The organism is Mesorhizobium sp. M0074 (assembly GCF_040322975.1).
In the GTDB taxonomy this organism is placed as follows: Bacteria; Pseudomonadota; Alphaproteobacteria; order Rhizobiales; family Rhizobiaceae; genus Mesorhizobium.
Genome location: NZ_JAMYUM010000015.1, coordinates 1 through 26,051, shown reverse-complemented (window position 1 = coordinate 26,051; position 26,051 = coordinate 1). Strand labels below are relative to the sequence as shown.

Below are 26,051 nucleotides of genomic sequence, written 5' to 3'. Positions count from 1 at the left end.
AGCGAAGAGTTATTCCGCCCAGAGCTCGCGGCGCAGCTCCCGCCAGCTCTCCCGGTCCGGCGCGACCAGCAGGCCACCTCCGACATGCGACGGCAGATAGGCGCTGCCGTCGAAGCGCGCGGCATGGCCGCCCGCCTCCGCATGGATCAGCACGCCGGCCAGGTGGTCCCAAGGCATCAGCTTGTTGTAGACGACGAAATGGCCGTGGCCGCTGGCCAGCAGGCGGTATTCGTGGGCGGCGCAGCGATAGTTGAACTGCGACAGCGACTTGGTCTGGTTGCGCGCCAAACGTGAGCGGTCCGGCTCGGGCACATAGTGCCATGAGACCGCACCGGTCATTTCCGACATCGGCGCCGGTTTGGCGACATGGACCTTTTCCAGATTGCTATGGGCATGGCGGATATGGCTGCCGGCGCCACTAACGCCGATCAGCCAATCCTTGCCGACGGGATCGTGAATGATGCCGGCGACCGTCTCGCCCTTGATCACGACGCCAAGCATGACGCCGAACAGCGGCACGCCGGAGGCGAAGTTGAAGGTGCCGTCGACCGGGTCGATGACGAAGGCGAGTTCGGCATCGCCGAGACCGTCGAGCAGCGTCGGGTCGTCGGAGCAGGCCTCCTCGCCGACGATCATTGCGTGGGGATAACGCTGGCGCAGCCTGGCGGTGATGAGCCGTTCGGCATTGACGTCGGCCTCGGTGACGAGATCGGCGGCCGAGGTCTTGCGACGGACGTCGCCCTCGCTCAACCGGCGAAAGCGTGGCATGATCTCGGCGACGGCGGCTTCCGACAGAAGGTCGGCAAGCCAGTCGATCGCGCTATCGTCAAATGTCATCGGGACGCCTGGTGGTGAGGGTTTCGTTGAGGGCGGCGAAATCGAACAGCTTCCTGTCGAGCAGATGCGAACGCCGCACATTGGTCATGGCGTGGATCATCGTGTCCTTGCGGCCGGGCATGCGCTTCTCGATGTCGTCGAGCATCGCCTTCATGGCGTTGCGCTGCAGGCCTTCCTGGCTACCGCACAGATCGCACGGAATGATCGGGAATTTCATGGCGCCGGCGAATTTCTCGAGATCGGCTTCCGCACAATAGGCGAGCGGCCGCAGCACCATGACATCGCCTTCGTCATTGAGCAGCTTCGGCGGCATGGCGGCCAGGCGCCCGCCATGGAACAGGTTCATGAAGAAGGTTTCCAGTATGTCCTCGCGGTGGTGGCCGAGCACCAGCGCCGAGCAGCCCTCCTCGCGGGCAATGCGATAGAGATGGCCGCGCCGTAGCCGCGAGCACAGCGAGCAATAGGTGCTGCCCTCGGCCAGCTTGTCGGTGACCACCGAATAGGTGTCCTGATATTCGATGCGATGCGGAATGGCATATCTATCGAGATAATCGGGCAATATGTGCTTGGGAAAGTTCGGCTGGCCCTGGTCGAGATTGCAGGCTAACAGCTCGACCGGCAGCAGCCCGCGCCATTTGAGATCGAGCAGAACGGCAAGCAGGCCGTAGGAATCCTTGCCGCCCGACAGAGCGACCAGCCAACGGTCGCCGGGCCTCACCATGGAGAAATCGTCGATCGCCTGGCGGGCAAGCCGCAACAGCCGTTTGCGCAGCTTGTTGAACTCGACGGAGGACGGCACATCGGCAAACAGAGGATGAAAGCCGCCTTCGGCGTCGGCGACCGGTTCGAGCGTTTCGGCGTCTGGCTGCATGTTCACGGCGCGTCGGCCCCAAGATCCTGTTGCCGCCCGCAGTAGCGCATCGGACCGAAAATCGAAATCGATTTCGGAATCACGCCGCGGAAAAGGAACGAAAAAAGAAAAGGCCGCCTCGACGGGCGGCCTTCGATTGTATCGCGACGAACGCGACGATCAGCGCGAATAGAATTCGACGACCAAGTTCGGTTCCATCTGCACGGCAAACGGAACGTCCGCCAGGCCGGGGATGCGCGTGAAGGCCGCGGTCATCTTGTTGTGATCGGCTTCAATATAATCGGGCACGTCGCGCTCGGCCAGGCCCACCGATTCCAGCACGATGACCAGCTGCTTCGACTTCTCGCGCACTTCGACGACGTCGCCCGGCTTGCAGCGGTACGAGCCGATGTTGACGCGCTTGCCGTTGACGTTGACGTGGCCGTGATTGACGAACTGGCGCGCCGCAAAGATGGTCGGCACGAACTTGGCGCGGTAGACGACCGCGTCGAGGCGCGATTCGAGCAGGCCGATCAGGTTCTCCGAGGTGTCGCCCTTGCGGCGGTCCGCCTCTTCATAGACCTTGCGGAACTGCTTTTCCGAAACGTCGCCATAGTGGCCCTTTAGCTTCTGCTTGGCGCGCAGCTGCAGGCCGAAATCGGAAAGCTTGCCCTTGCGGCGCTGGCCATGCTGGCCGGGGCCGTATTCACGCTTGTTGACCGGGGACTTCGGGCGGCCCCAGATGTTTTCGCCAAGACGGCGGTCGATCTTGTACTTCGCGGATTCGCGCTTGCTCATCGCATTCCCTTTCAAAACAACATACCCGGAACCTCATGGTCCGGGTGAAGGAAACGCGCCCTCCTCTGGCCTCCGTTTTCGAGACCTGACAGGGTTTTCCACGCAACGCGACGGAAAACCCACGGGACACGTCATTTCAAACAAGACATAGGGAAAGTAAAACCGGCTTCCCAAACGTCTTGCACACATAAAGAAAACCACCGGGCATTGCGGCCCGGTGTTGGTGGGCTGGTTAAACGGAGATTTAACCGCTGTCAAGCTTCTGGCTGGCGCGAATCGCCGAACCGGATAGTGTTACGGTTGTAGAACGTGCCGGATGTGGCGGGAGGTTGCGCCAGCGGCATCAGGAAGGGACTGAAGTCAGAGGAGCTGGAATTCGCATGAAGAAGTTCTTCCTTACGTTGGTAGGAGCCGCGGTGATGGCCGGCACGATGGCGGTCGCGCCCGAGCCGGCGCAGGCCCGGCATTGGCATGGGCACAGGCATCACCAGGTCTGCCGCATCGTGGTCAAGAAGAAGGTGGTGTGGCGCCACGGTCATCGCAAGGTCATCCGCTACAAAGTGCGGCGCTGCGGGTGGGGCTGGAACTGGTAATTTTCGTCCTCGCCCGTTGAGACTTCATGGCCCGCGGCTCAGCCGCGGGCCTTTTATTGACCGGCATCCGCCGTCAGAATGGCCAGTCGATCAGTGTTTCGACTTCTTTTCCGGCAGGCCCTTGCGCTTGGTCTCGGCGAATTCCTCGAGCTGTTTTTCGCTCATGGATTTATACATTCCCTTTGACGCGCCTTTGAGCGCGCCCTTCTTGGTCTCGCCGCGCTTGGCTGACAATGCCGCGCCGGCCGCTTTCTGCTGGGCTTTTGAGGTGGCTGGCATGATGGTTTCTCCCGTTTCCGATGAGAGGAAAACGCATTGTCTGGTGTGATGTTCCCAAAGCGAAAATTGCTTGCGGTCAGGATATCGTCAGGCCAAATCCCTGCATCAGCCGGCGCGTCGGAAAATCGGCGCTGTTCGAGGTGAAGAACGCAAGGTCGGCGCCTTCCGGCAGTGCCTCTCTGCGATAAGCGGCCTCGGTATCGGCAAGCAGCGACAGCGCCCGGCGTGCGATCGCCTCGGCCGGGTCGAGCCAGTCGACCGGCCACGGTGCTGTCTTGCGCATGCGGTTGGCCAAAAACGGATAATGGGTGCAGGCAAGCACGACGATGTCGGTGCGCAGCCCGTCATGCTCGACGAAGCACGGCGCGATCTCTGCGCGCACGGCGTCCTCGTCGACAAAACCGTCGCGCATATAGGCTTCGGCCAATCCCGCCAGCCTGTCGCTGCCGACCAGGCGGACATGGCATTTCTGCGCCCATTTGCTGATCAGATCGCGCGTGTACTGGCGCTTGACGGTGCCGGGCGTCGCCAGCACCGAAACCAGACCTGAGCGCGTGCGTTCCGCCGCCGGCTTGATGGCCGGCACGGTGCCGACGAAAGGATGGCCGGGAAACCTCTCGCGCAAAGCATCGATGACCAGTGTCGAGGCGGTGTTGCAGGCGATGACCGAAATGGCCGGCGAAAACCGGTCGAGCAGCCTGGCGAACAACTCCAGGATATGTGTTCTCAGCGCCGGTTCCTCCCAGGCGCCGAAGGGGAACGCCGCGTCGTCGGCGACATAGATGAAGCGGCGGTCAGGCATCAGCACGCGCGCCTCACGCAGCACGGTGAGGCCGCCAATGCCGGAATCGAACATCAGGATCGGACGGGCGCTTGATGGATCGGTCATCGTCATTGAATTCACTAAGGGCTGGGATCACGTGGGCTCGAAAGAGAGAAGGCGGGCCCATCCTTTGCGTCGGCGATGGCTTTATCTCTGACGCTTCTATCTGGAACCATCATGGCCTTGATGCGGCGAGACGATCACACAAGGCCCCGCTTGCCGAAGCCGCCGGGCCGCGGCCGGCCGTTCGCCGGAGATGCAGGTTGAGATGCAGGGTGGTTCGACGGCACCGGCGCGGCCCGCGTGGCGTAGGCTGGAGCCAGGGCCGTCGCGCCGGCGGCTGACGCTGAATGGAGCGCGGCGGCGCCGCGCAGCGGCCCGGGCGGGTCGAAATCGTCGAAACTCAGGGATGACGCCATATCCGCAGAGCCACCGCCCGCCGGCTTGCCCGCCAAGATGACGGCCCACAGCCCGACAAGAGCTAATCCCAGCAGGTTGAGGCCGGAATGCGAATCTTCGCCGTCGAATTTTACGACAAGAACAGTGCCGGCCTGCAGGATCGCGAACAGGGTCGAGAACACGATATACGACCAAAGGATCCAACTCGACCCTTGCGCGTCGCGGCTTCGACGCCAGGCGAAATTCGCGCGGAACAGAACGATCACCAGCGAGGTAACGAGAACAGCCGCGGCCAGCCCTTCCCTGGAAGGTCCGGGCTTTGAATTGGCCAAACCCTCGATGCCGATGGTCAGCACGACGCACAGCACAAAGGTCACGATTTCCGCAACCAGCAAGGCCGCGGAATAGAAAAAAAAGCGAAGACGCCCGATATTTGAATTGAACATCGAAAGGATCCATCGTTTTCCAGACAATGGATCACACCAAATAACATTCGGTTACTGGTGAGGTATGGGCAGTTCCGAGGCTAGTCTTTGTCTTTCGCCCTCGCAGCGCGTGCCGCGGCCGCCGGGAGCCGCCTTGGATCGTCGCCGGGCGATCCGTCGCCGCGCGGCATGGCCGGCGAGAACCTGTCCAGCGATGATATTATGCCGCGCAGCACCTTGAGCTCCGGCTCGGCAAAGCCGGGGCGGGTCAGCACAGCGCGCAAATTGTCGACCATCTTCGGCTTCTTCGCTGCCGGGCGGAAATAGCCGCGCGCCTCGAGTGCACCTTCCAGATACACAAACAGGCCGTGCAATTCGTCCTTGGTGGCCGGCGGCATTTCGGGGCCGGAGAAGTTGGTCCTGGTCTCGTCTTCCAGGCCGGACTTCATCCATTCATAGGACATCAGCAGGGCCGCCTGGGCGATGTTGAGCGAGGAGAAGGCTGGATCGACGGGGAAGGTGACGATCTCGTCGGCAAGGCCGACCTCGTCATTATAGAGGCCGAAGCGCTCGCGGCCGAACAGGATGCCGGTGCGCTGGCCGGCCCGCTGCCGCGCGCGCAGCGCCCTGCCCGCCTCGACCGGACCGCGCACCGGCTTGAAATTGTCGCGCGCGCGCGCCGTGGTGGCGAAGACGAAGTTCAAATCGGCAATCGCCGAGGCCAGGTCATCGAACACCTTGACGGCATCGATGACGTGGTCGGCGCGGCTTGCGGCGGCACGCGCCTTCTCGCTCGGCCAGCCGTCGCGCGGATTGACGAGCCGCAGCTCGGAAAGGCCGAAATTGGCCATGGCGCGCGCAACCATGCCGATATTCTCGCCGAGCTGCGGCTCGACCAGGATGATCGCCGGTCCGGACGCTGGAGTTCCGGAGGCAAGAGGGTTGTCGGGATCCTGGGTAGCGGCCATGGTTGTCAGTGAACTGCTGTTTGCGGCATTTCGCAGTCCCCTGCCACATTTGGCGGCGAAAATGAAGCTTTCGCAAGGAATGCCGGCACTACGGCGCGGTTCGCCGTTTGCGCGGCCAAAAAGCCTTTGATATACGGGCCGCATCCCAGGGCCGGCAGCCGTGCGGGCAAGGCCGTTCCGTTCCCCAAAAGCGAGGCATTCTTTCCATGGCGAAGATCAAGGTGGCGAACCCGGTCGTCGAACTCGACGGCGACGAGATGACCCGCATCATCTGGCAGTTCATCAAGGACAAGCTGATCCACCCTTATCTCGACCTCAAGCTCGAATATTACGACCTCGGCATCGAGCACCGCGACGCCACCAACGACCAGGTGACCATCGATTCGGCCAATGCCATCAAGAAATACGGCGTCGGCGTGAAATGCGCGACGATCACGCCCGACGAGCAGCGCGTCGAGGAATTCAAGCTGAAGAAGATGTGGAAGTCGCCGAACGGCACCATCCGCAACATCCTCGGCGGCACCATCTTTCGCGAGCCGATCATCATGAAGAACGTGCCGCGGCTGGTGCCCGGCTGGACCAAGCCGATCATCGTCGGCCGCCACGCCTTCGGCGACCAGTACCGCGCCACCGACTTCCGCTTCCCCGGCAAGGGCAAGCTGACGATCAAATTCGTCGGCGAGGACGGCCAGGTGATCGAGCACGACGTGTTCGACGCACCCGGCGCCGGCGTCGCCATGGCCATGTACAATCTCGACGAATCGATCCGCGAATTCGCCCGCGCCTCCCTGAACTACGGCCTGCTGCGCAATTACCCCGTCTACCTCTCGACCAAGAACACCATCCTCAAAGCCTATGACGGCCGCTTCAAGGACATCTTCCAGGAGGTCTACGAGGCGGAGTTCGAAACAGAATTCAAAGCTAAGAAGCTCTGGTACGAGCACCGGCTGATCGACGACATGGTGGCCTCGAGCCTGAAATGGTCGGGTGGCTATGTCTGGGCCTGCAAGAATTATGACGGCGACGTGCAGTCCGACACGGTGGCGCAAGGCTTCGGCTCGCTCGGCCTGATGACCTCGGTGCTGATGACGCCGGACGGCAAGACCGTCGAGGCGGAAGCCGCGCACGGCACCGTCACCCGCCACTATCGCCAGCACCAGAAGGGCGAGGAGACCTCGACCAATTCGATCGCCTCGATCTTTGCCTGGACGCGCGGCCTCGCTCATCGCGCCAAGCTCGACGACAATGCCGAACTGAAGCGCTTTGCCGAGACCCTGGAAAGGGTCTGCATCCAGACGGTCGAGTCCGGCTTCATGACCAAGGACCTGTCGCTGCTGATCGGCCCCGACCAGCCATGGCTTTCGACCACCGGCTTCCTCGACAAGATCGACGAGAATTTGCAGAAGGCGATGGCCTGAGCCCAACCGACATGGGCAAGCCCGTCGTCTACGGCGCGGATTACAGCGTCTATGTGCGCATCGTGCGGCTGGTGCTGGAGGAAAAGGGCGTCGGCTACGAGCTCGTGCCCGTCGACGTCTTTGCCGCGGACGGCATTCCCGGCTGGTATTTCGAGCACCAGCCGTTCGGCCGCATTCCGGCCTTCGAGCATGACGGCTTTCGCCTCTACGAGACCGGCGCGATTGCCCGTTATGTCGACGAAGCCTTTGGCGGCCCGGCGCTGCAACCGGTCGAAGCCCGGCCTCGAGCACGCCTGAACCAGATCACCGGCCTGCTCGACGCCTACGCCTACAGGACCATGGTCTGGGATGTCGCTGTCGAGCGGCTGGAAAAAACGCCGCCCGACGAAGCCGTGATCGCCAACGGGTTGCGGCAGGCGAGAACGGCATTGCAGGCGCTCTCTTCGCTGAAAGCCGAAGGGCCTTGGCTGTTGGGGACGGACCTGACGCTGGCCGACCTGCACGCCGCACCGATCATCGGCTATTTCGTCAAGGTCGCCGAGGGACAAGCCCTGCTGGCCGAGTTTGCCGAGATTCGGGATTGGTATGCGCGCATCACTCAACGCGCGAATTTTGCGAAAACCGAAAAGGCAGGGTGAAACCGCCGCGAGGCGCGGCAACTTCGCACGACCTGGGTTCCTCGCCCCGCTTGCGGGGAGAGGTGGCTCGGCGAAGCCGAGACGGAGAGGGGAAATCGGCGCATTCCTAAAGCGCCTTTTGATTGCGCAGCCCCCCTCTCCGGCGGCTTCGCGGCCACCTCTCCCCCACTTCGTGGGGGCGAGGAACCGGAGCCAAGCCGCTTAATCGGGAAGGTAGATCTCCGCCTTCATAAAGGTCTTCGCACGGCCTGTGATCAGCACGCGATCTCCGGCCAGTTTGCATAGCAAATGCCCGCCGCGCTGCGAGCATTGGAATGCCGACAGATGCGTCTTGCCGAGTTTTTCAGCCCAATAAGGTACCAGCGTCGCATGAATGGAGCCGGTAACCGGATCCTCGGGAATGCCCGCCCCGGGCACGAAGTAACGGGAGACGAAATCGTGGGCTCGCCCAGGCGCGGTAATAACCAGGCCGAGAGAATGAAAACGTCCGATCCTGAGCAGATCGGGAACGAAAGATCGCACGGTTGTCTCGTCGGCAAGCTCGACAAACAGGTTCTCGAAATTGCGGAAGCTCGCAACCGGCCGCTGAGGCAATATCGCTTGCAGCGCCGAGTTCAGCTCTTCCTCGATGGGCTGCGGCGGAAAACAAGGCAGATCGAGCTGATAGCCCCCTTCCCACCGGGAAACCCGCAGCTCGCCGACCCGGGTGGCGAAGGCCATTTCGCCCTGACCATTGTATTCCGTAGCCAGTACATGGGCGGCCGCAAGAGTGGCGTGGCCGCAGAAGTCGACTTCATGGACCGGCGTGAACCAGCGCAAATCCCAACCTTTGCCATTCGGCCGCACAAACGCGGTTTCAGCAAGATTGTTTTCGTTGGCGATGGCCTGCATTACCTGCTCCGACAGCCATTCCTCTAAAAGGAGAACGGCGGCAGGGTTACCCTGGAAGGCCCGTTCGGCAAAGGCATCGACCTGATACATCGTCAGCGTCGGCATATCGGCTCTCAAAGATATCCGCTGGGCGGCGCGCCATTTCGGCCGTGCCGCCCCCGGTGCAGGTTCACGCCGCTTCGAGAGCCGCTTTCACCGCAGCGATCGCGTCTTCGGCCTTCGAGGCGTCCGGGCCGCCGGCCTGAGCCATATCGGGTCGCCCGCCGCCGCCCTGCCCGCCCAATGCCGCGGACGCGACGCGCACCAGATCGATGGCGTTGAAGCGGCCGGCCAGATCATCGGTGACGGCGACGACGACGCTCGCCTTGTTGTCCTCGCCGGCGCCGACAAAGACGACGATGCCGGAGCCGAGCGACTTCTTGCCGGCATCGGCCAACGGCTTAAGATCCTTTGGCGAGACGCCCGATACCGCCTTGCCGAGAAAACCGACACCGGCAATGGTTTCGTTTTCCGCAGGCACACCGGCTGGCGAGCGATCGCCCAGCGCCAGCTTCTTGCGCGCCTCGATCAGCTCCTTTTCGAGCTTCTTGCGTTCGTCCAGCAGCGCCTCGACGCGGGCCGGCACATCGGCCGGCGAAATCTTCAACGCGGCGGCGGCCGCCTTCAACCGCTTGTCCTGTTCGTCGAGATGCTTTCTGGCCGCCTCGCCGGTCAACGCCTCGATGCGGCGCACGCCGGCAGCGACCGCGCTGTCGGACACGATGCGCACCAGGCCGATATCGCCGGTCGCCCTGACATGCGTGCCGCCGCATAGCTCGACCGAATAAGGCCGGTTGGCCTTGGCGCCATGCAAGCCCGTGCCCATCGAAACGACGCGCACTTCATCGCCATATTTCTCGCCAAACAGCGCCATGGCGCCTTCGGCAATGGCGTCGTCGACAGACATCAGCCGCGTGGTTACAGGGCCGTTCTGAACGACGATCTCGTTTGCCATGCGCTCGACCTCTTCGAGCTCGCCAGGCGAGATCGGCTTGTTGTGCGAAATGTCGAAGCGCAGACGCTCGGGCGCGACCAGCGAGCCCTTCTGCGCCACATGGGTACCCAGCACCTCGCGCAGCGCCTCATGGATCAGATGCGTGGCGGAATGGTTCGCGCGCAGCCTGGAGCGACGCGCGTGGTCCACCTTCAGCTCGACGGTCGCGCCCGTCTTGACCGTGCCGTTAGCCACCTTGCCGAGATGGACGAAAAGCCCATCGGCCTTCTTCTGGGTATCGGATATTTCGATCGAGAACCCGTCGCCCGAAATGACGCCGGTGTCGCCCATCTGGCCACCGGACTCGCCATAGAACGGCGTCTGGTTGACAACCACGGCAACGGCGTCACCTTTGCCGGCGCTGTCGACGGTCTTGCCGCCCCTGACCAGCGCTTGGATGAGGCCTTCCGCCTGCTCGGTCTCATAGCCGAGGAACTCGGTGGCGCCGGCGTTCTCGCGCACCGGAAACCATACCGTCTCGGTCGCCACGTCGCCGGAGCCGGCCCAGCTTTTGCGCGCCTCCGCTTTCTGCCGCTCCATCGCCTCGGTGAAGCCGGCAAGGTTGACCGAGATGTTGCGCTGGCGCAGCGCGTCCTGCGTCAGATCGAGCGGAAAGCCATAGGTGTCGTAGAGCTTGAACGCTGTCTCGCCATCCAGCATGTCGCCGGAGGCCAGCTTTTCCGTCGCCTCCGAAAGCAAGCCCAAGCCGCGCACCAGCGTCTTGCGGAAGCGCGTCTCTTCCAGCTTCAGCGTTTCGGTGATCATCTGTTCGCCGCGCACCAGTTCCGGGTAGGCTTGGCCCATCTCGCGGACCAGTGCCGGCACCAGGCGCCACATCAGCGGATCGCGGGCGCCGAGCAACTGCGCGTGGCGCATAGCGCGGCGCATGATGCGACGAAGCACGTAGCCGCGTCCTTCGTTGGACGGCAGCACGCCGTCGGCGACCAGGAAGCAGGACGAACGCAGGTGATCGGCGATGACGCGCAACGATGCGACGGCGTCCGCATCCGGACCTTTGCCAAGCGCCGACGACGCAGCGTCGATCAGGTGGCGGAACAGGTCGGTTTCGAAGACGCTTTCAACCCCTTGCAGGATGGATGCCATGCGCTCGAGGCCCATGCCTGTGTCGATCGACGGACGCGGCAGGTCGACGCGCTCCTCCTTCGTCACCTGTTCGTACTGCATGAACACCAGGTTCCAGAATTCAAGGAAACGGTCGCCATCCTCCTCGGGGCTGCCGGGAGGGCCGCCCCAGATATGCTCGCCACGGTCGATGAATATCTCCGAACACGGCCCGCAAGGTCCAGTGTCGCCCATTGCCCAGAAATTGTCCGAAGTCGCGATGCGGATGATGCGATCGTCCGAAAGGCCGGCGATCTTCTTCCAGTACGAGGCCGCCTCGTCGTCGGTGTGGTAGACGGTGACCAGCAGCTTGTCCTTCTTCAGCCCGAACTCCCTGGTGATCAGGTTCCAGGCAAGCTCTATGGCCCGCTCCTTGAAATAGTCGCCGAAGGAGAAATTGCCGAGCATCTCGAAGAAGGTCAGGTGGCGCGCGGTGTAGCCGACATTGTCGAGGTCGTTGTGCTTGCCGCCGGCGCGAACACTCTTCTGGGCAGTCGTGGCGCGCGAATACGGCCGCTTCTCCAGACCGGTGAAAACGTTCTTGAACTGCACCATGCCGGCATTGGTGAACATCAGCGTCGGGTCGTTGCGCGGCACCAGCGGGCTTGACGCGACGACCTCGTGACCTTCCTTGCGAAAATAGTCGAGAAATGCCGACCGGATCTCGTTGACGCCACTCATGAATACTGCCTTTTCGAGAGAACCGCCGGCTGCCGGCGGAAAATAGACATGGCCTTTTAGCGGTCGCACCGCAGCCTGTCCAGAAACACCAAATGGGCTCAAATCCCGGCTTTCACCAGCGCCTTGAAATGCGTCTGCCTCGCCGTCAAACGCGAACCGCCGGCCCTGGGCCGGCGGTTCGAAACGCATCGATTACGCAAACTCAAAATCAAAACATCAAATCGAAACCTGGCTGAGGCTCAGCGAGGCGTCGCCTGCCCTACATCACCCCGGCGTCGTCCTCGAAACCGTCGTCGCTGCTTTCGGAGCCGCCGTTCTCAAGGAATTTCTCAGCGATCAGCCCGGCATTCTGCCGTAGCGCCAGCTCGATCTCGCGCGCCGTGTCGGGATTGTCGCGCAGGAACAGTTTTGCGTTTTCGCGGCCCTGGCCAAGACGCTGCGAATTGTAGGAGAACCAGGCGCCCGACTTTTCGACCACGCCCGCCTTGACGCCGAGATCGACCAGCTCGCCGGTCTTGGAGACGCCCTCGCCATACATGATGTCGAACTCGACCACCTTGAAGGGCGGCGCCAGCTTGTTCTTGACGACCTTGACGCGGGTCTGGTTGCCGACGACCTCGTCGCGATCCTTGACCGAGCCGATGCGGCGGATGTCGAGGCGGACCGAGGCATAGAATTTCAACGCATTGCCGCCGGTCGTCGTCTCGGGCGAACCGAACATGACGCCGATCTTCATGCGGATCTGGTTGATGAAGATGACCATGGTGTTGGAGCGCGAGATCGAGGCGGTGAGCTTGCGCAGTGCCTGGCTCATCAGGCGGGCCTGCAGGCCGGGCAGCGAATCGCCCATCTCGCCTTCGATTTCCGCCCGCGGCGTCAACGCCGCCACCGAATCGACCACCAGCACGTCGATGGCGCCGGAGCGCACCAGCGTGTCGCAGATCTCCAGCGCCTGCTCGCCGGTATCGGGCTGCGAGATCAAAAGGTTTTCGAGATCGACGCCGAGCTTGCGGGCATAGACCGGGTCGAGCGCGTGCTCGGCATCGACGAAGGCGCAGATGCCGCCCTTCTTCTGGGCTTCGGCCACCGTGTGCAGCGCCAGCGTCGTCTTGCCCGAGCTTTCCGGCCCGTAGATCTCGACGATGCGGCCGCGCGGCAGACCGCCGACGCCAAGCGCGATGTCCAGCCCAAGCGAGCCGGTCGGCACCGTTTCGATCTCGACGACCTGCTCGTTCGCGCCGAGCCGCATGATCGAGCCCTTGCCGAAGGCACGCTCGATTTGCGACAGCGCCGCATCCAGAGCCTTTGATTTGTCCACCGCTTTGTCCTCTACAAGCCGCAAAGAATTCTGAGCCATGATACATCACCCCGTGGTCGTCAATGGAGGCCGGACAATCCCGCAATCCTTAAAAGAATGTACCTCATTTGTTCTCATTTGTCAATGAGCACCAAGGGTTTGAAAAATAACGCATATCCCTATTTGTTCTATTTTTGTTTCGCAATTATTGCTTCCGATGTGTCTCGCCTCGCATGCGGCGCCGTTGCCGTCACCAACCGAATCGGACCCGCGATTGCAGGGTTCCGCCCGGCGACCTAGTCTCCCCCGGGCAACAGCTAAAGGGCATTTTGACGGCATGATCAAATCCCCGACGATCCTGGCCGTGGGCGGCGCCTATATCGAGCGGCGCGGCCGGGTTGCCGGCGCCTTCGTGCCGGCCGCTTCCAACCCCGGCACGATGCGCGAGCATGTCGGCGGTGCCGTCTTCAACGCCTTGCGCTGTGCGGTGCGACGCGGCGCCTCGGCCTCGCTGCTTTCGGTGCGCGGCGGCGATGCCCTTGGCGACACGGTTTTACGCGCCGTCACCGAGGCCGGCATTGCCGACCTGTCGGCGGTGTTCCTCGACCGAGCAACGCCAAGCCATACGATGCTGATCGATAGCGACGGCGGGCTGATCGCCGGCCTTGCCGACATGGTGCTCTACGAGCTGGCGCTTCCCAAGCAGATCCGCCGCGCCAAGGTGCGGGAAGCGATCGGTTCGGCCGACGCGGTGCTGTGCGACGCCAACCTGCCGTCGACCGCGCTGGGGCGGCTGGCGGCACTCGCCGCCGACAAGCCGGTGTTTGCGCTTGCGGTCTCGCCCAATAAGGCGGCGCGGCTGATGCCGGTGCTCGACCGTCTGGCGCTGGCCTTCATGAACCGGCAGGAGGCCGGCGTGCTCGCCGACGTCGGCATCGATGCTGACGATCAAGGCATCGTCGACGGCCTAATACGCGCCGGGCTGAAAAGCGGCGTGATCACCGCCGGCGACGAACCAGTGCTCGGTTTCGACGAATTGAGCGCGTTCTTGATCTCGCCACCGCCGCTACAAAAGCGGACCGATACTGCCGGCGCCGGCGACGCATTGGCAGGCGCCACGATCGCTGCCCTGCTGCGCGGCCTGACGCTACGCGCGGCACTGCGCGAAGGCATTGCCGCAGCTATGCTCGTCGTCGAGAGTGCCGCCTTCACCAGCGCTGGCTTTGCCGAAGCGCTGGCGCTCGTGCCCGAGGCGCGGGACCTGGCATGAAGTGCGGCCCGGAATTGCCGAAGCATGACGCAGCCTATTTGCCGGCGCGCCGTCCTGCCTCGTAGGCGCGGCGTGCCCAGATCGCCATCTCGTCGGGATCGTCGAAGGCGCTGTCGGGAACGCTCCAATAGGGCATCGACACGAGCTTGCCGTGGCGCGAGCCGGTATAGGTCCATTGCCGGCAGCCGGCCGCTTCGAAATCCGGGGCGCTTTCGGCGTCGGCCTTCAGCATCAATTCGCCACGGATGACGATGGCGACGATGACGCCGTCGAAATAGATGCCCTTGCCGCCGAACAGCTTGCGGATGCTGACCGGGCCGAGGCCTTCGAAAAGCTCTTCTATGCGCTCGTTGTCCATGCGGCGATCATGTCACCCGGATTTCCCCTTGTCATCGACGCAACCGGCACCATCCTGACAAGTTCAGAATCAATTTCCTCGGAGTTTTTCATGCCGCTTCTGCTCAAAGGGTCCTGCCGGTGCAATGCCGTGCGTTTCGAGGTGGAAAGCCACACGCCGGTGCCGTTCATGCTGTGCTACTGCTCGATCTGCCGCAAGCAGCAGGGCGGCGGCGGTTTTGCCATCAATCTCGGCGCCGATTACGAAACGCTGAAAATCCAGGGCAAGCGCCATCTCGGCGTCTACCGCGCCGAGATCGAGGACGACGAGCACCCGCAACGCGAGACCTCGACGGGCGAGCGGAACTTCTGCACGAAATGCGGGACGGCACTCTGGCTCTACGATCCGACCTGGCCGGAGCTGGTGCATCCGTTTGCCTCGGCGATCGACACAGACCTGCCGAAACCGCCGGAGAAGGTGCATCTGATGCTGAAATACAAGGCGAACTGGGTCGAGCCCGACATCGGCAAGGGTGACAAGGTGTTCGACGTCTACCCGGAGGAGTCGATCGCAGACTGGCACAAGCGAACGGGGATGTGGGTGGATTAGCTTCGGCAGTCCCCCTCATCCGGCCCTTCGGGCCACCTTCTCCCCGCTGGGGAGAAGAGACTGGCTCAACCGTTCGCGACCTCTTCTCCCCTCGGGGAGAAGGTGGCCGCGAAGCGGCCGGATGAGGGGGTCTCGCGAAATCCTACTAAGGAAAAGAAAATTCTCAGGCCGAAGCGCGTGCTTCGGCCAGTGCCTTCAGATCAGCCGGCTTCAATTCGACCGATTCGCCGCAGCCGCAGGCCGAGCTCTGGTTCGGATTGCGGAAGGTGAAGCCGGTGCGCAGCGTCGTCTGCTCGAAATCCATCTCGGTGCCGAACAGGAAAAGGGCCGCCTCCGGCGCGACATAGACATGGGCGCCGTCACGCTCGATATGGTCGTCCTTGGTATTGGGTTCGGTCACCAGATCGACCGTATATTCCATGCCGGCGCAGCCGCCCTTCTTGATGCCAAGGCGAATGCCATGCGCATTCTCACGGGTCGCAACGATCTCGCGAACCCGGTCGGCGGCCTTTTCGGTCATCGTGATGACGGCGAAGCGTCCCATGTTTTCCTTCTCCATGCGCGCAGGTTCAAGGCCTGCCGAATGATTCCTCACCTAAAATGGTGAAGTTTTGTACCCGGCGCAAGTGCGCCAGCCTCTGGCTGGTCGGATGCTAGTACCACCCAACCGCCACCTGCGCCTCTTCCGACATGCGGTCGGGCGACCAGGGCGGGTCGAAGGTCATGTTGACCTCGACGCCGGAGACGCCTTCGACGGCGCCGACGGCGTTTTCGACCCAGCCCGGCATTTCGCCAGCCACCGGGCAGCCCGGCGCGGTCAGCGTCATGTCGATCTTGACCGAGCGGTCGTCCTCGATGTCGATCTTGTAGACCAGGCCGAGCTCATAGATGTCGGCCGGGATTTCCGGGTCATAGACCGTCTTCAGCGCCGAGACGATGTCGTCGGTCAGCCGCGCCAGTTCGTCGGCGGGAATCGTTGACCCGGAAACCGCCGCATTGGTGGTCATATCCAGTGCCGTGCTTTCGGCGGTGTGGCTGGCATCATCCATGATCGTCACCCGAAGAACTTTCGCGCCTTTTCCAGCGCATCGGCCAAAGCATCGACTTCAGCCCTGGTATTATACATGCCGAACGATGCCCTGCATGTGGATGTTACGCCGAAGCGTTTCAACAGCGGCTGGGCGCAATGGGTGCCGGCGCGCACCGCCACGCCCTGCCGGTCGATGACCATCGACACGTCGTGCGCGTGGATGCCCTGCAGCTCGAACGAGATGATTGCGCCCTTGCCGGGCGCATCGCCGAAGATGCGCAGCGAGTTGATGGCGCGCAGTTTTTGATGCGCATAATCCTTCAGATCGGCCTCGTGCGCGGCGATGCGCTCACGTCCGATCTTTTCCATGTATTCGAGCGCCGCACCAAGTCCGATCGCCTGCACGATCGGCGGCGTGCCGGCCTCGAAACGGTGCGGCGGGTCGTTGTAGGTGACGATGTCTTGCGTCACCTCCTCGATCATCTCGCCGCCGCCCATGAACGGGCGCATGCGCTCCAGAATATCCTTCTTGCCGTAGAGCACGCCGATGCCCGACGGGCCATAGACCTTATGGCCGGTGAAGACGAAGAAATCGCAGTCGAGGTCCTGCACGTCGATCGGCATATGCACGGCGCTCTGGCTGCCGTCGACCAGCACCGGAATGCCGCGGGCATGCGCGATGCGCACGATCTCCTTGATCGGCGTCACCGTGCCCAGCGCGTTCGACATATGGGTGATGGCAACCAGCCTGGTGCGGTCGGTCAGCCGCTTCTCGAATTCCTCGATATGGAAGACGCCGAGATCATCGACCGGCACCCAGACCAGCTTGGCGCCCTGCCGCTCGCGGATGAAATGCCACGGCACGATGTTGGAATGATGCTCCATGATCGAGAGCACGATCTCGTCGCCTTCGCCGATGTTCGGCATGCCGAAACCATAGGCGACCGTGTTGATCGCCGCCGTGGTGTTCGAGGTGAAGACGATATTGTCGGTGCTCGGCGCATTGAGGAAACGGCGCACCGTCTCGCGAGCCCTCTCATAGGCGTCGGTCGCGGCATTGGACAGGAAATGCAGGCCGCGATGGACGTTGGCGTATTCCTGGGAATAGGCGTGCTGGATGGCGTCGAGCACCGCCTGCGGCTTCTGCGCCGAGGCGCCATTGTCGAGATAGACCAGCGGTTTGCCGTAGACTTGCCGCGACAGGATCGGGAAGTCGCGGCGGATCGCCTCGACGTCATAGGGGATGTTTTCGACTTTCTGGTCCATCTCGAAGTCCTTGCCGCGCTGCCGCGTTCCTTCCAACACCCCTCATCCGTCTTGGCGCTTCGCGCCAATCCACCTTCTCCCACAAGGGGAGAAGGAGAGGCGCGTTTCCTTCTCCCCTTGTGGGAGAAGGTGGCCGAGCGAAGCTCGGTCGGATGAGGGGTGCTGGCCGAAGCGCCAGGCCCTCATCCACTTTATCCGTGCGCCACGAACCAGTTGTCGAGTCTCGCTTCCAGCGCCTCGACGATGGCCTCGTCGTCCAGTTCCTCGATTACCTCGGCGACGAAGGCCTTGACCAGCAGGCCGCGCGCGGTCTTCTCGTCGACGCCGCGCGCCATCAGGTAAAACAGATGGCTGTGGTCGATCTCGGTGACGGTCGCGCCATGGCCGCAGACGACGTCGTCGGCGAAGATTTCGAGCTCCGGCTTGGTCGAGAACTCCCCGTCGTCCGACAACAGCAGCGTGTTGCAGGCCATCTTGGCGTTGGTCTTCTGCGCATATTGGTGGACGTTGATGCGGCCTTGGAAGACGCCGCGCGCCTTGCCGGTCACCACGTTTCGGAAGACTTCGGTCGATGCGGTATGCGGCACGGCGTGGTCGAGCACCATGGTGACGTCGGTATGGGTGTCGCCGGCGAGCAGATTGATGCCGCGCAGCGTGAATTCGGCGCCCTCGCCGGTCGTCTTCACAACGACCTCCTGGCGCACAAGCTTGCCGCCGGCATTCATGACGAACAGCGTCAGCTTCGAATTCTTGCCGAGATGCGCCTTGAACTGGGCAAGGTGCGTCGCCGTATCCGGTTGCTCCTGCACGATGAGCCATGTCACTTCGGCGCCCTCGCCAAGCACAAGCTGGCTGACCGCGCTGACCAGCGCCGCCCCCTCGCCTGCCTGGCGCTCGACGATAACAGCCTTGGCGCCGGCGCCGGCGCGCGTCAGCAGCCGCACATGCGTCTGTCCCCCGCCCTGCAGATTCTGCAGCTCAAGCGGCTTTTCCAGTTGGGCGCCGTCGGCGATGTCGACGAAATAGCCGTCGGCGACAAAGGCGGTGTTGAGCGCGCCGATGGCGTCGTCGCTGCCATAAGAATCGAGCCCAGGTGCTGCGCTGCCGTCGGTCAGCTTCTCCGACAGGCGCTGCACGACAACGCCCTCGATGCTAGCGAGCTTGGCGCTCGAAACGCCGTTCAGCACCGGCAAAACCGAGGAGCCTTCGACGATCGGCGCAATGGCTTTCGCAACCGCTGCCGGATCGAAGTCCGGCACCGAGGTCAGCAGCCGGCGCAGGTCCGTATAGTGCCAGGATTCGATGCGCCGCGTCGGCAGGCCGCCCTTGATCGCCTCGATGGCGTCGTCGCGCTTCAGCATCACCGCGCCGTCGCCGGGCAGCAGCGACAGCCGCTCGCCAAAGGCGTCGATCAGCGCCGTTTCGGCCAATGTTCGCTGGGGTGTCGTGTGCATATTCATCAGTATCGCCTTATTTGGCTTGCCTTCCGGGCCTGCTGGCATCTCACGCGGCTTGCCCGATCACGCCGGCATAGCCATTGGCCTCGAGGTCGAGCGCCAGCGACTTGTCGCCCGACTTGATCACCTGACCCCTGTAGAGCACGTGCACCGTATCCGGCACGATGTATTGGAGCAGGCGCTGGTAATGGGTGATGACGACGATGGCCCGGTCCGGCGAGCGCAGCGTGTTGACGCCGTCCGCGACGATCTTCAGCGCGTCGATATCGAGACCGGAATCGGTCTCGTCGAGCACGCAGAGCTTTGGCTCGAGCAGCTTCATCTGCAGGATCTCGGCACGCTTCTTCTCGCCGCCGGAGAAGCCGACATTGAGCGGCCGCTTCAGCATCGCCATGTCCATGTTGAGCGAGGCCGCCGCTTCCTTCACGCGCTTGAGAAATTCCGGGATCTTCAGCGGTTCCTGGCCGCGCGCCTTGCGCTGCTCGTTCATCGCCACTTTCAGGAATTCCATCGTCGCCACGCCCGGTATCTCCATCGGATACTGGAAGGCGAGAAAGATGCCGGCGGTGGCGCGCTCGGCCGGATCCATTTCGAGGATCGACTGGCCGTTGTAGAGGATATCGCCCTCGGTGACCTCATAATCCTCGCGCCCGGCAAGGATATAGGACAGCGTCGATTTTCCCGAGCCGTTCGGCCCCATGATGGCGGCGACCTCACCGGCCTTCACCGAAAGATTCAGGCCGCGAATGATCTCGGTGCCGTCGTCGACGATACGGGCATGGAGGTTTCTGATTTCAAGCATTCTCTTGCTCTATCGTTCCGTTAACTACATATCGCCGAGCTAGGGCAACGGCGACGTCGCTTTCAAGTTCAGGTGCCAAGTCAAATCGCATACTTCCGTCCTCGACGGCGTCGGCGGGATTCGGCCACCTGGTGATTTCAAAAATCTCAGGGCCGTAGACGGTGATCATCAACTCCGTGCCGTCTTCGCGCCCAGCGCTAATTCGGTTGGCTTCGACTTCGATCCTGACGCCAACTTTCCTTTCGGCAGCAAAGCTTCGAAGGTAGTTCCCGAGCGACGTTGCCAATTCTCCGCAAATCTGCTCATCGAGGTCGGCCCGATAGTTGTCGGGTAGCTCACCAGAATGCCTGTCAAACTGGTGAACGCGTGCGACCAACGGCGGACCGTCCTCTGCCTCATCGTCACTCACCCAACGCTCCCCTCGAGGCTGATCCCGATCAGTTTCTGCGCCTCGACCGCGAACTCCATCGGCAGTTGCTGGATGACGTCCTTGACGAAGCCGTTGACGATCAGCGCGATCGCCTCTTCTTCCGGAATGCCGCGCTGCATGACATAGAACTTCTGGTCCTCGGAAATCTTCGAGGTGGTGGCCTCGTGCTCGAACTGCGCGGTCGAATTCTTGGCTTCCATGTAGGGCACGGTGTGTGCGCCGCACTGATCGCCGATCAGCAGGGAATCGCAATTGGTGAAGTTGCGGGCGTTGGTCGCCTTGCGGTGCGCCGAGACCTGGCCGCGATAGGTGTTCTGCGAGAAGCCGGCGGCAATGCCCTTGGAGATGATGCGGCTCGACGTGTTCCTGCCGAGATGGATCATCTTGGTGCCGCTGTCGACCTGCTGATAACCGTTCGACACGGCAATCGAATAGAACTCGCCGCTGGAATCGTCGCCGCGCAGGATGCAGCTCGGATATTTCCAGGTGATGGCCGAACCGGTCTCGACCTGCGTCCACGAAATCTTCGAGCGATGGCCGCGGCAGTCGCCGCGCTTGGTGACGAAATTGTAGATGCCGCCCTTGCCTTCGGCGTCGCCGGGATACCAGTTCTGCACCGTCGAATATTTGATCTCGGCATCGTCGAGCGCGATCAGCTCGACCACCGCGGCATGAAGCTGATTCTCGTCGCGCTGCGGCGCCGTGCAGCCTTCGAGATAGGAGACGTAAGCCCCCTCCTCGGCGATGATCAGCGTGCGCTCGAACTGGCCGGTGTTCTTCTCGTTCATGCGGAAATAGGTCGACAGTTCCATCGGGCAGCGCACGCCCTTGGGCACGAAGACGAACGAACCGTCGGTGAACACGGCCGAATTCAGCGTTGCGTAGAAATTGTCGGAGGTCGGCACGACAGAACCGAGATATTTCTTCACCAGTTCCGGATGCTCGCGGATGGCTTCCGAGATCGAGCAGAAGATGACGCCGGCCTGCGCCAGTTCCTTCTTGAAAGTGGTGACGACAGAGACGGAATCGAACACCGCATCGACGGCGACGCGGCCCGACTTGTAGACGTTGTCGCTGGCTTCCTCGAGCTCCGACGCATCGGTCTTCTGCACGCCGGCGAGGATTTCCTGTTCCCTGAGCGGAATGCCGAGCTTCTCATAGACCTTCAGCAGTTCGGGATCGACCTCGCTGAGCGAAGTCGGCCCGGGCGTGCTCTTGGGCGCGGCGTAATAGTGGAGGTCCTGGAAATCGATTTTGGGATAGTGGACGCGCGCCCATTTCGGCTCGTCCAGCGTCAGCCAGCGGCGATAGGCTTCCAGGCGCCATTCCAGCATCCAGGACGGCTCGTCCTTCTTCGCCGAAATGAAGCGGATAATGTCTTCGCTCAGGCCCTTGGGGGCCTTGTCCATCGCGATTTCGGTCTGGAATCCGTATTTATACTGGTCGACATCGATCTTTCGAACTCGATCGATCGTCTCCTGCACAGCAGGCATCAGCGTTCTCCATCCACGCCGGGGTCAAGGCCCGGCAGTTTTCAAACTATGGCACCGCAAACGAGCGCCCATCAGGCACCGGAGGCGGCGTAAGTTTCATATAGTGCGTTCATGCCGGAAATTCACCCGGCCAAATGCGAACGCACGGCTCTACCAGGCCGCAAGGCCCTACATTTCGTCTGCCGCGCTCAGGCGGCTCGTTCCCTGCTTGCCTTTTCCTTACCGGCTTGGCGCGCGACGATCGTCGCCAGCGCCGAACGGAACAGCTCGATATCTTCAGCGCTGGTCGCGTGGCCGACGGACACGCGCAACGCGCCGAGGCCGTCACCATAACCCATGGCTTTCAGCACGTGACTCGGCCCTACTTTGCCCGACGAACAGGCCGATCCAGCCGACAGCGCCACACCGGCCAGGTCGAAGGCAATCTGCGCCGTCTCGGCCTTGATGCCGGCAATAGCGAAGAATGTCGTATTGGCAAGCCTTGGCGCGCCGATCCCGAAGATTTCGGCGTCCGGAACAAGCGTTTTCACGATCGCCTCGATTTCGTCGCGACGCTGCCGCACCGTTTCGATCGTTTGCAAGCCGGCAGACGCCTCGCGCGCCGCCGCGCCAAACCCGGCAATCGCCGCCAGGTTTTCGGTGCCGCCGCGATGGCCTTTTTCCTGGCCACCGCCGCTGACCAGCGGCTTCGGCATCATCAGGTCCGACGCCGCGACAATGGCGCCGACGCCCTTTGAGCCGCCGATCTTGTGCGACGAGAGAATCAGATAATCTGCGTAACCCGCTGACATATCGAGCGGAATGCGGCCGGCCGCCTGCACGGCATCGACAACCAGGATGCCACCCGCCGCCTTGACGATTTCGGCAATGCGGCCGACCGGCTGGATCACGCCGGTTTCATTGTTGGCAGCGTGGATGGCCACCAGCGGCAAGCCTTCGACCTTGTCATGCTGGACGAGAGCCTCGGCCAAAACGTCGAGCCTGACGACGCCGTCGGCGTCGACGCCGATCCGTGTCACCTGCGCCGCTGGGAAGCGCCCGCCGTTCAGCAGGCACGGATGATCGGCCTCGGACACATAGAGCCGGCTCATACGGACAGCACCGCGCCCCATCTGCCAGTCCGGCGTCAGCAGCGTCGAGGCCGCTTCCGTCGCGCCGGAGGTGAATACGACATGCTCGGCTTTGGCGCTGACCAGTCGCGCCACGTCGCGCCTGGCATCCTCGATCAGCCGCCGTGCAGCGCGGCCCTCGGCATGGACCGAGGACGGGTTGGCGGCGACGTCGAGCGCAGCGACCACGGCCGCGCGCGCCGAGGCAAGCAGCGGCACGCTGGCGTTGTAGTCGAGATAGGCGCGTGCTCCGGCCATTTCCGTCCAACTGGTCCCTTCAAAAGCCGTTCCGCGAAGATAGCGCGTTATTTCCTTGAAATTGCAAGGCAAGACGTCCTATTTACGCGGCTTGCGGCGCGGGTGCCCGAGCCACAATTTTTGGCCGCCCAGTTTTGAACAATTCTAAACTAGCTTCTAGAAAGACGCTCGCCCTGCGTCAAGGCCTAGGGAAGACTGGGGCCTAGGGAAGACTGGGGCCAGAGGAAGACTGGGGCCAGAGGAAGAGTTGTTCCGGGCGCCGCGCAAATTTATACCAAGTGGAGTATTTCATGCCTGAGGTCATTTTCACCGGTCCGGCCGGCCGTCTGGAGGGTCGCTATCAGCCCTCGAAGGAAAAGAGCGCGCCGATTGCCATCGTCCTGCACCCGCACCCCCAGTTCGGCGGGACGATGAACAACAAGATCGTCTACGACCTCTTCTACATGTTCCAGAAGCGCAATTTCACCACGCTGCGCTTCAATTTCCGCGGCATCGGCCGCAGCCAGGGCGAGTTCGACCACGGCACCGGCGAATTGTCCGACGCCGCCGCGGCGCTCGACTGGGTGCAGTCGCTGCATCCGGATTCCAAGAGCTGCTGGGTTGCCGGCTATTCGTTCGGCTCGTGGATCGGCATGCAGCTTCTGATGCGCCGGCCGGAGATCGAGGGCTTCATCTCGGTCGCGCCGCAGCCCAATACCTATGATTTCTCGTTCCTGGCGCCATGCCCGTCGTCCGGCCTGATCATCCACGGCGACGCCGACAAGGTCGCGCCGCCCAAGGACGTGCAGGGGCTGGTCGACAAGCTGCACACGCAAAAGGGCATTACCATCACCCAGAAGACCTTGCCCGGCGCCAACCATTTCTTTGCCAACCATGCGGAGCTTCTGATCGAGGAATGCGCCGACTACCTCGATCGCCGGCTGGCCGGGGAATTGTCCGACCCACGGCCGAAGCGGCTGAGATAATCGGCGATGTACCAACCGCCTCACTTCCAGGAAACACGGCAGGACGTCCTGCACGGGCTGATCCGGGCGCATCCGCTTGGCCTGCTGGTGTCGAACGGCGTCGAGGGGCCGGTCGCCAACGCGATTCCCTTTCTTCTAGACGCGGATGTGCCACCGAACGGCAGGCTCCGCGCCCATTTGGCCAAGGCCAATCCGCAATGGCGGCTTTTGGCCGACAATCCCCTGGCGCGGGTGCTGGTCGTCTTCCAGGGCGCCGATGCCTATGTGACGCCGTCCTGGTACGAGACCAAGCGTGAAACCGGCAAGGTGGTACCGACCTGGAACTACGCCATCGTCCAGGTGCGCGGCATCGTCACGGTGATCGAAGACCAGGATTGGCTGGCCGAGCAGATTTCCGATCTGACGATGTCGCAGGAGGGCAGCCGCTCGGCGCCGTGGGCGGTGACCGACGCGCCGGCACCCTTCATCCAGTCGCAGATCAAAGGCATCGTCGGCCTAGAGATCGAAATCACCGAAATCAGCGGCAAATGGAAAGTCAGCCAGAACCGCCCGGCCGCCGACCGCGTCGGTGTCGCCGAGGGGCTCGAGAGCGAGACTGCCGATTCGGCCGATATGGTCCGGCTGGTAAGGTCCTATGGCGGGCTGGACGGCCAGTAATCTGGATTGCTTGCTCGACCGGTTTCAGGCCGGTCGAGGGCTCAATCGACCTTCGTCATCGCCGCCTTGCGCTCGTTGGCGATCAGCCAGAGATTGCGGATATAGATCAACAGGCCCATGGCCTGGCCGGCGATGAACACCGGATCCTGACGCTGGATGGCGTAGATCAGCAGCAGGCCGCCGCCGAACAGCGAAAAGAACCAGAAGGCGATCGGCACGACGCTGCGCTTGGCCTTTTCCGACGCCACCCACTGCACCAGAAAGCGCATGGTGAAGAAGAACTGGGCGACGAAGCCGAGCAGAACCCAGGCATCGAATTGCTTGACGAAAACATCGTGAAGCCAGGTCGCCAATTCCTGAAGCACGTTACCCATGCCTGATTTCCTCTACTTTGGGCATTCTGCGGCGCCTGCGGCGCAGCCACCAGACGCCGGCAAGATCAAGCACGCCCTGCAGGCCGCGATCGAAGATGCCGTAATTCGATTTGCCGTGACGGCGGGAGCGATCGACGACGTCGCAATGGACGACGCGGTAGCCCTCCTGGATGACCAGCGCCGGAACAAAGCGGTGGGTGCCGTCGAAGAACGGCAATTTCCTCAAAATGTCGGTATGGATCGCCTTGAGGCCGCAGCCGGTATCCCGCGTCTCGTCGTGCAGGATGGCCTTTCTCAGCCCGTTGGCGAAACGCGACGCCAGCTGCTTGATCTTGCTGTCGCGGCGCTTCAGACGCTGTCCCTGCGCGGCCCCGACATCGGGACCAGCCTGCCGCAGCGCGTCTATCAACACTGGGATATAACCGGGGTCGTTCTGGCCGTCGCCGTCGATGGTGGCGACGATATCGCCGCGCGCCGCCCAGGCGCCCGAACGCACCGAGAGCGACTGGCCAGCGGATTTCTGATGCCTGAGATGGCGCAGCGGAAACCGGCGAAGCGCTGCTTGTGCGGCAAGCACCGAAGGCGTGTCGTCGGTCGAGCCATCGTCGACGACGATGACCTCGAAGTCGCGCCCGGCCATCGCGGCGCCGATCTCGTCGAGCAGAAGCGGCAGGTTCGCCGCCTCGTTCCGGCAAGGAATGACGATGGATATCTCCGGCATCTCGACTCTGTCATAGGATATGGCATTCGATCGATGCCGTGCGGTCCAGCGGATGAGACCCGTTGGCGGCGCCTCATTACGCCAGCCGAAACGATGACGCAAGCAGGCCGCACGCTTGGGGTTCTCCCTTCTCCCCTTGTGAGACCTTTGCACAGAAGCCGATTGGTGATTCTGTGATGATGGTCGAAGCAGGGAGATTCGGGATGGCGGATCGTGTTCTG

Annotated in this window: 28 protein-coding genes; 7 read left to right on the top strand and 21 right to left on the bottom strand. The window is 62.7% G+C overall.

Annotated elements, in window-relative coordinates:
• Window positions 1-9: 9 nt before the first annotated feature.
• The 3 genes from NKJ73_RS20205 to rpsD all read right to left on the bottom strand — a co-directional run bounded on the left by NKJ73_RS20205 (window position 10) and on the right by rpsD (window position 2,485).
• The gene (locus tag NKJ73_RS20205) at window positions 10-837 is read right to left on the bottom strand and encodes an inositol monophosphatase family protein (protein WP_352457788.1); all 828 of its coding nucleotides are present in this window, start codon (window positions 835-837) and stop codon (window positions 10-12) included.
• Entirely contained in the window at window positions 827-1,708 is an 882-nt protein-coding gene (ttcA, locus tag NKJ73_RS20200; protein ID WP_352457797.1) for a tRNA 2-thiocytidine(32) synthetase TtcA, read from the bottom strand. The genes NKJ73_RS20205 and ttcA overlap by 11 nt, the downstream gene beginning before the upstream one ends.
• A gap of 159 nt (window positions 1,709-1,867) precedes the next feature.
• Window positions 1,868-2,485: a 30S ribosomal protein S4 gene (gene rpsD / locus NKJ73_RS20195; protein ID WP_352457789.1), complete on the bottom strand. Its 618-nt coding sequence runs from the start codon at window positions 2,483-2,485 to the stop codon at window positions 1,868-1,870.
• Window positions 2,486-2,865: 380 nt separating this feature from the next.
• Here rpsD and NKJ73_RS20190 point away from each other — a divergent pair, with 380 nt between their 5' ends.
• Window positions 2,866-3,078 (top strand): hypothetical protein, encoded by a 213-nt coding sequence (locus tag NKJ73_RS20190; protein ID WP_023674706.1) that lies wholly within the window; start codon window positions 2,866-2,868, stop codon window positions 3,076-3,078.
• A 90-nt stretch (window positions 3,079-3,168) separates the two neighbouring features.
• Here the strand turns inward: NKJ73_RS20190 and NKJ73_RS20185 are convergent, their stop codons facing one another.
• From NKJ73_RS20185 to NKJ73_RS20170, 4 genes are all read right to left on the bottom strand, one after another.
• On the bottom strand, window positions 3,169-3,357 hold the full coding sequence (locus NKJ73_RS20185) for a DUF3008 family protein (RefSeq protein ID WP_023674705.1): 189 nt from the start codon (window positions 3,355-3,357) through the stop codon (window positions 3,169-3,171).
• Between the two features lie 76 nt (window positions 3,358-3,433).
• Window positions 3,434-4,246 carry a glutamate racemase gene (gene murI, locus NKJ73_RS20180; protein WP_352457798.1) on the bottom strand — a complete coding sequence of 271 codons (813 nt, stop codon included), beginning with the start codon at window positions 4,244-4,246 and terminating at the stop codon, window positions 3,434-3,436.
• 134 nt (window positions 4,247-4,380) lie between these two features.
• The gene (locus NKJ73_RS20175; RefSeq protein ID WP_352570850.1) at window positions 4,381-5,025 is read right to left on the bottom strand and encodes a hypothetical protein; all 645 of its coding nucleotides are present in this window, start codon (window positions 5,023-5,025) and stop codon (window positions 4,381-4,383) included.
• A gap of 80 nt (window positions 5,026-5,105) precedes the next feature.
• Window positions 5,106-5,972, bottom strand: coding sequence for an RNA methyltransferase (locus tag NKJ73_RS20170; RefSeq protein ID WP_352570849.1), 867 nt, complete (start codon window positions 5,970-5,972; stop codon window positions 5,106-5,108).
• Between the two features lie 206 nt (window positions 5,973-6,178).
• Between NKJ73_RS20170 and NKJ73_RS20165 the strand changes: the two genes are divergently transcribed.
• The gene (locus tag NKJ73_RS20165; RefSeq protein WP_352457792.1) at window positions 6,179-7,390 is read left to right on the top strand and encodes an NADP-dependent isocitrate dehydrogenase; all 1,212 of its coding nucleotides are present in this window, start codon (window positions 6,179-6,181) and stop codon (window positions 7,388-7,390) included.
• Between the two features lie 11 nt (window positions 7,391-7,401).
• Window positions 7,402-8,028 carry a glutathione S-transferase family protein gene (locus tag NKJ73_RS20160; protein ID WP_352457793.1) on the top strand — a complete coding sequence of 209 codons (627 nt, stop codon included), beginning with the start codon at window positions 7,402-7,404 and terminating at the stop codon, window positions 8,026-8,028.
• A gap of 201 nt (window positions 8,029-8,229) precedes the next feature.
• On the opposite strand, the gene NKJ73_RS20155 is transcribed toward NKJ73_RS20160, so the two are convergent.
• From NKJ73_RS20155 to recA, 3 genes are all read right to left on the bottom strand, one after another.
• The gene (locus tag NKJ73_RS20155) at window positions 8,230-9,024 is read right to left on the bottom strand and encodes a PhzF family phenazine biosynthesis protein (protein WP_352458421.1); all 795 of its coding nucleotides are present in this window, start codon (window positions 9,022-9,024) and stop codon (window positions 8,230-8,232) included.
• A 64-nt stretch (window positions 9,025-9,088) separates the two neighbouring features.
• Entirely contained in the window at window positions 9,089-11,755 is a 2,667-nt protein-coding gene (gene alaS / locus NKJ73_RS20150; protein ID WP_352458438.1) for an alanine--tRNA ligase, read from the bottom strand.
• 259 nt (window positions 11,756-12,014) lie between these two features.
• Window positions 12,015-13,112 carry a recombinase RecA gene (gene recA / locus NKJ73_RS20145; protein ID WP_023674696.1) on the bottom strand — a complete coding sequence of 366 codons (1,098 nt, stop codon included), beginning with the start codon at window positions 13,110-13,112 and terminating at the stop codon, window positions 12,015-12,017.
• A gap of 277 nt (window positions 13,113-13,389) precedes the next feature.
• Between recA and NKJ73_RS20140 the strand changes: the two genes are divergently transcribed.
• Window positions 13,390-14,322: a PfkB family carbohydrate kinase gene (locus NKJ73_RS20140; RefSeq protein WP_352570848.1), complete on the top strand. Its 933-nt coding sequence runs from the start codon at window positions 13,390-13,392 to the stop codon at window positions 14,320-14,322.
• A 34-nt stretch (window positions 14,323-14,356) separates the two neighbouring features.
• On the opposite strand, the gene NKJ73_RS20135 is transcribed toward NKJ73_RS20140, so the two are convergent.
• Window positions 14,357-14,680: a TfoX/Sxy family protein gene (locus NKJ73_RS20135; RefSeq protein ID WP_023717364.1), complete on the bottom strand. Its 324-nt coding sequence runs from the start codon at window positions 14,678-14,680 to the stop codon at window positions 14,357-14,359.
• A 90-nt stretch (window positions 14,681-14,770) separates the two neighbouring features.
• Here NKJ73_RS20135 and NKJ73_RS20130 point away from each other — a divergent pair, with 90 nt between their 5' ends.
• Complete coding sequence (locus tag NKJ73_RS20130; protein WP_352458423.1) at window positions 14,771-15,268, top strand: GFA family protein; 498 nt, start codon at window positions 14,771-14,773, stop codon at window positions 15,266-15,268.
• A 163-nt stretch (window positions 15,269-15,431) separates the two neighbouring features.
• Here the strand turns inward: NKJ73_RS20130 and sufA are convergent, their stop codons facing one another.
• The 8 genes from sufA to NKJ73_RS20090 all read right to left on the bottom strand — a co-directional run bounded on the left by sufA (window position 15,432) and on the right by NKJ73_RS20090 (window position 23,113).
• The gene (gene sufA, locus NKJ73_RS20125) at window positions 15,432-15,812 is read right to left on the bottom strand and encodes a Fe-S cluster assembly scaffold SufA (RefSeq protein ID WP_006206001.1); all 381 of its coding nucleotides are present in this window, start codon (window positions 15,810-15,812) and stop codon (window positions 15,432-15,434) included.
• A gap of 109 nt (window positions 15,813-15,921) precedes the next feature.
• Entirely contained in the window at window positions 15,922-16,317 is a 396-nt protein-coding gene (locus NKJ73_RS20120) for an SUF system Fe-S cluster assembly protein (RefSeq protein WP_352458424.1), read from the bottom strand.
• 5 nt (window positions 16,318-16,322) lie between these two features.
• Window positions 16,323-17,564 carry a cysteine desulfurase gene (locus tag NKJ73_RS20115; protein WP_352458425.1) on the bottom strand — a complete coding sequence of 414 codons (1,242 nt, stop codon included), beginning with the start codon at window positions 17,562-17,564 and terminating at the stop codon, window positions 16,323-16,325.
• Window positions 17,565-17,755: 191 nt separating this feature from the next.
• Complete coding sequence (sufD, locus tag NKJ73_RS20110; protein WP_352458426.1) at window positions 17,756-19,024, bottom strand: Fe-S cluster assembly protein SufD; 1,269 nt, start codon at window positions 19,022-19,024, stop codon at window positions 17,756-17,758.
• Window positions 19,025-19,067: 43 nt separating this feature from the next.
• Window positions 19,068-19,823, bottom strand: a complete 756-nt coding sequence (gene sufC / locus NKJ73_RS20105; protein WP_352458427.1) for a Fe-S cluster assembly ATPase SufC — start codon at window positions 19,821-19,823, stop codon at window positions 19,068-19,070.
• Window positions 19,816-20,232 (bottom strand): hypothetical protein, encoded by a 417-nt coding sequence (locus tag NKJ73_RS20100; RefSeq protein ID WP_352570847.1) that lies wholly within the window; start codon window positions 20,230-20,232, stop codon window positions 19,816-19,818. The genes sufC and NKJ73_RS20100 overlap by 8 nt, the downstream gene beginning before the upstream one ends.
• A complete protein-coding gene (sufB, locus tag NKJ73_RS20095; protein ID WP_352458429.1) occupies window positions 20,229-21,746 on the bottom strand; it encodes a Fe-S cluster assembly protein SufB in 1,518 nt (505 codons plus the stop codon). Before sufB ends, NKJ73_RS20100 begins: the two co-directional genes overlap by 4 nt.
• A gap of 188 nt (window positions 21,747-21,934) precedes the next feature.
• Window positions 21,935-23,113 (bottom strand): cysteine desulfurase family protein, encoded by a 1,179-nt coding sequence (locus NKJ73_RS20090; RefSeq protein WP_352458430.1) that lies wholly within the window; start codon window positions 23,111-23,113, stop codon window positions 21,935-21,937.
• Between the two features lie 290 nt (window positions 23,114-23,403).
• Between NKJ73_RS20090 and NKJ73_RS20085 the strand changes: the two genes are divergently transcribed.
• Complete coding sequence (locus NKJ73_RS20085) at window positions 23,404-24,078, top strand: alpha/beta hydrolase (RefSeq protein ID WP_023674683.1); 675 nt, start codon at window positions 23,404-23,406, stop codon at window positions 24,076-24,078.
• A gap of 6 nt (window positions 24,079-24,084) precedes the next feature.
• Complete coding sequence (locus tag NKJ73_RS20080) at window positions 24,085-24,735, top strand: FMN-binding negative transcriptional regulator (protein WP_023674682.1); 651 nt, start codon at window positions 24,085-24,087, stop codon at window positions 24,733-24,735.
• Between the two features lie 41 nt (window positions 24,736-24,776).
• Here NKJ73_RS20080 and NKJ73_RS20075 read toward each other — a convergent pair whose 3' ends face one another.
• Both NKJ73_RS20075 and NKJ73_RS20070 read right to left on the bottom strand, forming a co-directional pair.
• The gene (locus NKJ73_RS20075) at window positions 24,777-25,109 is read right to left on the bottom strand and encodes a lipid-A-disaccharide synthase N-terminal domain-containing protein (RefSeq protein ID WP_023674681.1); all 333 of its coding nucleotides are present in this window, start codon (window positions 25,107-25,109) and stop codon (window positions 24,777-24,779) included.
• Entirely contained in the window at window positions 25,102-25,830 is a 729-nt protein-coding gene (locus NKJ73_RS20070) for a glycosyltransferase family 2 protein (RefSeq protein ID WP_031211231.1), read from the bottom strand. The genes NKJ73_RS20075 and NKJ73_RS20070 overlap by 8 nt, the downstream gene beginning before the upstream one ends.
• Window positions 25,831-26,051 lie beyond the last annotated feature (221 nt).

Excerpts from the sequence above, each read along its gene's own strand:
- ttcA (WP_352457797.1), bottom strand. The coding sequence starts at position 1,708 with ATGCAGCCAGACGCCGAAACGCTCGAACCGGTCGCCGACGCCGAAGGC.
- NKJ73_RS20155 (WP_352458421.1), bottom strand. The coding sequence starts at position 9,024 with ATGCCGACGCTGACGATGTATCAGGTCGATGCCTTTGCCGAACGGGCC.
- sufC (WP_352458427.1), bottom strand. The coding sequence starts at position 19,823 with ATGCTTGAAATCAGAAACCTCCATGCCCGTATCGTCGACGACGGCACC.
- sufD (WP_352458426.1), bottom strand. The coding sequence starts at position 19,024 with ATGAATATGCACACGACACCCCAGCGAACATTGGCCGAAACGGCGCTG.
- NKJ73_RS20170 (WP_352570849.1), bottom strand. The coding sequence starts at position 5,972 with ATGGCCGCTACCCAGGATCCCGACAACCCTCTTGCCTCCGGAACTCCA.
- NKJ73_RS20135 (WP_023717364.1), bottom strand. The coding sequence starts at position 14,680 with ATGGACAACGAGCGCATAGAAGAGCTTTTCGAAGGCCTCGGCCCGGTC.
- NKJ73_RS20185 (WP_023674705.1), bottom strand. The coding sequence starts at position 3,357 with ATGCCAGCCACCTCAAAAGCCCAGCAGAAAGCGGCCGGCGCGGCATTG.
- murI (WP_352457798.1), bottom strand. The coding sequence starts at position 4,246 with ATGACCGATCCATCAAGCGCCCGTCCGATCCTGATGTTCGATTCCGGC.
- NKJ73_RS20085 (WP_023674683.1), top strand. The coding sequence starts at position 23,404 with ATGCCTGAGGTCATTTTCACCGGTCCGGCCGGCCGTCTGGAGGGTCGC.
- NKJ73_RS20190 (WP_023674706.1), top strand. The coding sequence starts at position 2,866 with ATGAAGAAGTTCTTCCTTACGTTGGTAGGAGCCGCGGTGATGGCCGGC.
- sufA (WP_006206001.1), bottom strand. The coding sequence starts at position 15,812 with ATGGGACGCTTCGCCGTCATCACGATGACCGAAAAGGCCGCCGACCGG.
- sufB (WP_352458429.1), bottom strand. The coding sequence starts at position 21,746 with ATGCCTGCTGTGCAGGAGACGATCGATCGAGTTCGAAAGATCGATGTC.
- NKJ73_RS20175 (WP_352570850.1), bottom strand. The coding sequence starts at position 5,025 with ATGTTCAATTCAAATATCGGGCGTCTTCGCTTTTTTTTCTATTCCGCG.
- NKJ73_RS20205 (WP_352457788.1), bottom strand. The coding sequence starts at position 837 with ATGACATTTGACGATAGCGCGATCGACTGGCTTGCCGACCTTCTGTCG.
- NKJ73_RS20140 (WP_352570848.1), top strand. The coding sequence starts at position 13,390 with ATGATCAAATCCCCGACGATCCTGGCCGTGGGCGGCGCCTATATCGAG.
- alaS (WP_352458438.1), bottom strand. The coding sequence starts at position 11,755 with ATGAGTGGCGTCAACGAGATCCGGTCGGCATTTCTCGACTATTTTCGC.
- NKJ73_RS20075 (WP_023674681.1), bottom strand. The coding sequence starts at position 25,109 with ATGGGTAACGTGCTTCAGGAATTGGCGACCTGGCTTCACGATGTTTTC.
- recA (WP_023674696.1), bottom strand. The coding sequence starts at position 13,112 with ATGGCTCAGAATTCTTTGCGGCTTGTAGAGGACAAAGCGGTGGACAAA.
- rpsD (WP_352457789.1), bottom strand. The coding sequence starts at position 2,485 with ATGAGCAAGCGCGAATCCGCGAAGTACAAGATCGACCGCCGTCTTGGC.
- NKJ73_RS20130 (WP_352458423.1), top strand. The coding sequence starts at position 14,771 with ATGCCGCTTCTGCTCAAAGGGTCCTGCCGGTGCAATGCCGTGCGTTTC.
- NKJ73_RS20070 (WP_031211231.1), bottom strand. The coding sequence starts at position 25,830 with ATGCCGGAGATATCCATCGTCATTCCTTGCCGGAACGAGGCGGCGAAC.
- NKJ73_RS20090 (WP_352458430.1), bottom strand. The coding sequence starts at position 23,113 with ATGGCCGGAGCACGCGCCTATCTCGACTACAACGCCAGCGTGCCGCTG.
- NKJ73_RS20120 (WP_352458424.1), bottom strand. The coding sequence starts at position 16,317 with ATGGATGATGCCAGCCACACCGCCGAAAGCACGGCACTGGATATGACC.
- NKJ73_RS20115 (WP_352458425.1), bottom strand. The coding sequence starts at position 17,564 with ATGGACCAGAAAGTCGAAAACATCCCCTATGACGTCGAGGCGATCCGC.
- NKJ73_RS20165 (WP_352457792.1), top strand. The coding sequence starts at position 6,179 with ATGGCGAAGATCAAGGTGGCGAACCCGGTCGTCGAACTCGACGGCGAC.
- NKJ73_RS20160 (WP_352457793.1), top strand. The coding sequence starts at position 7,402 with ATGGGCAAGCCCGTCGTCTACGGCGCGGATTACAGCGTCTATGTGCGC.
- NKJ73_RS20080 (WP_023674682.1), top strand. The coding sequence starts at position 24,085 with ATGTACCAACCGCCTCACTTCCAGGAAACACGGCAGGACGTCCTGCAC.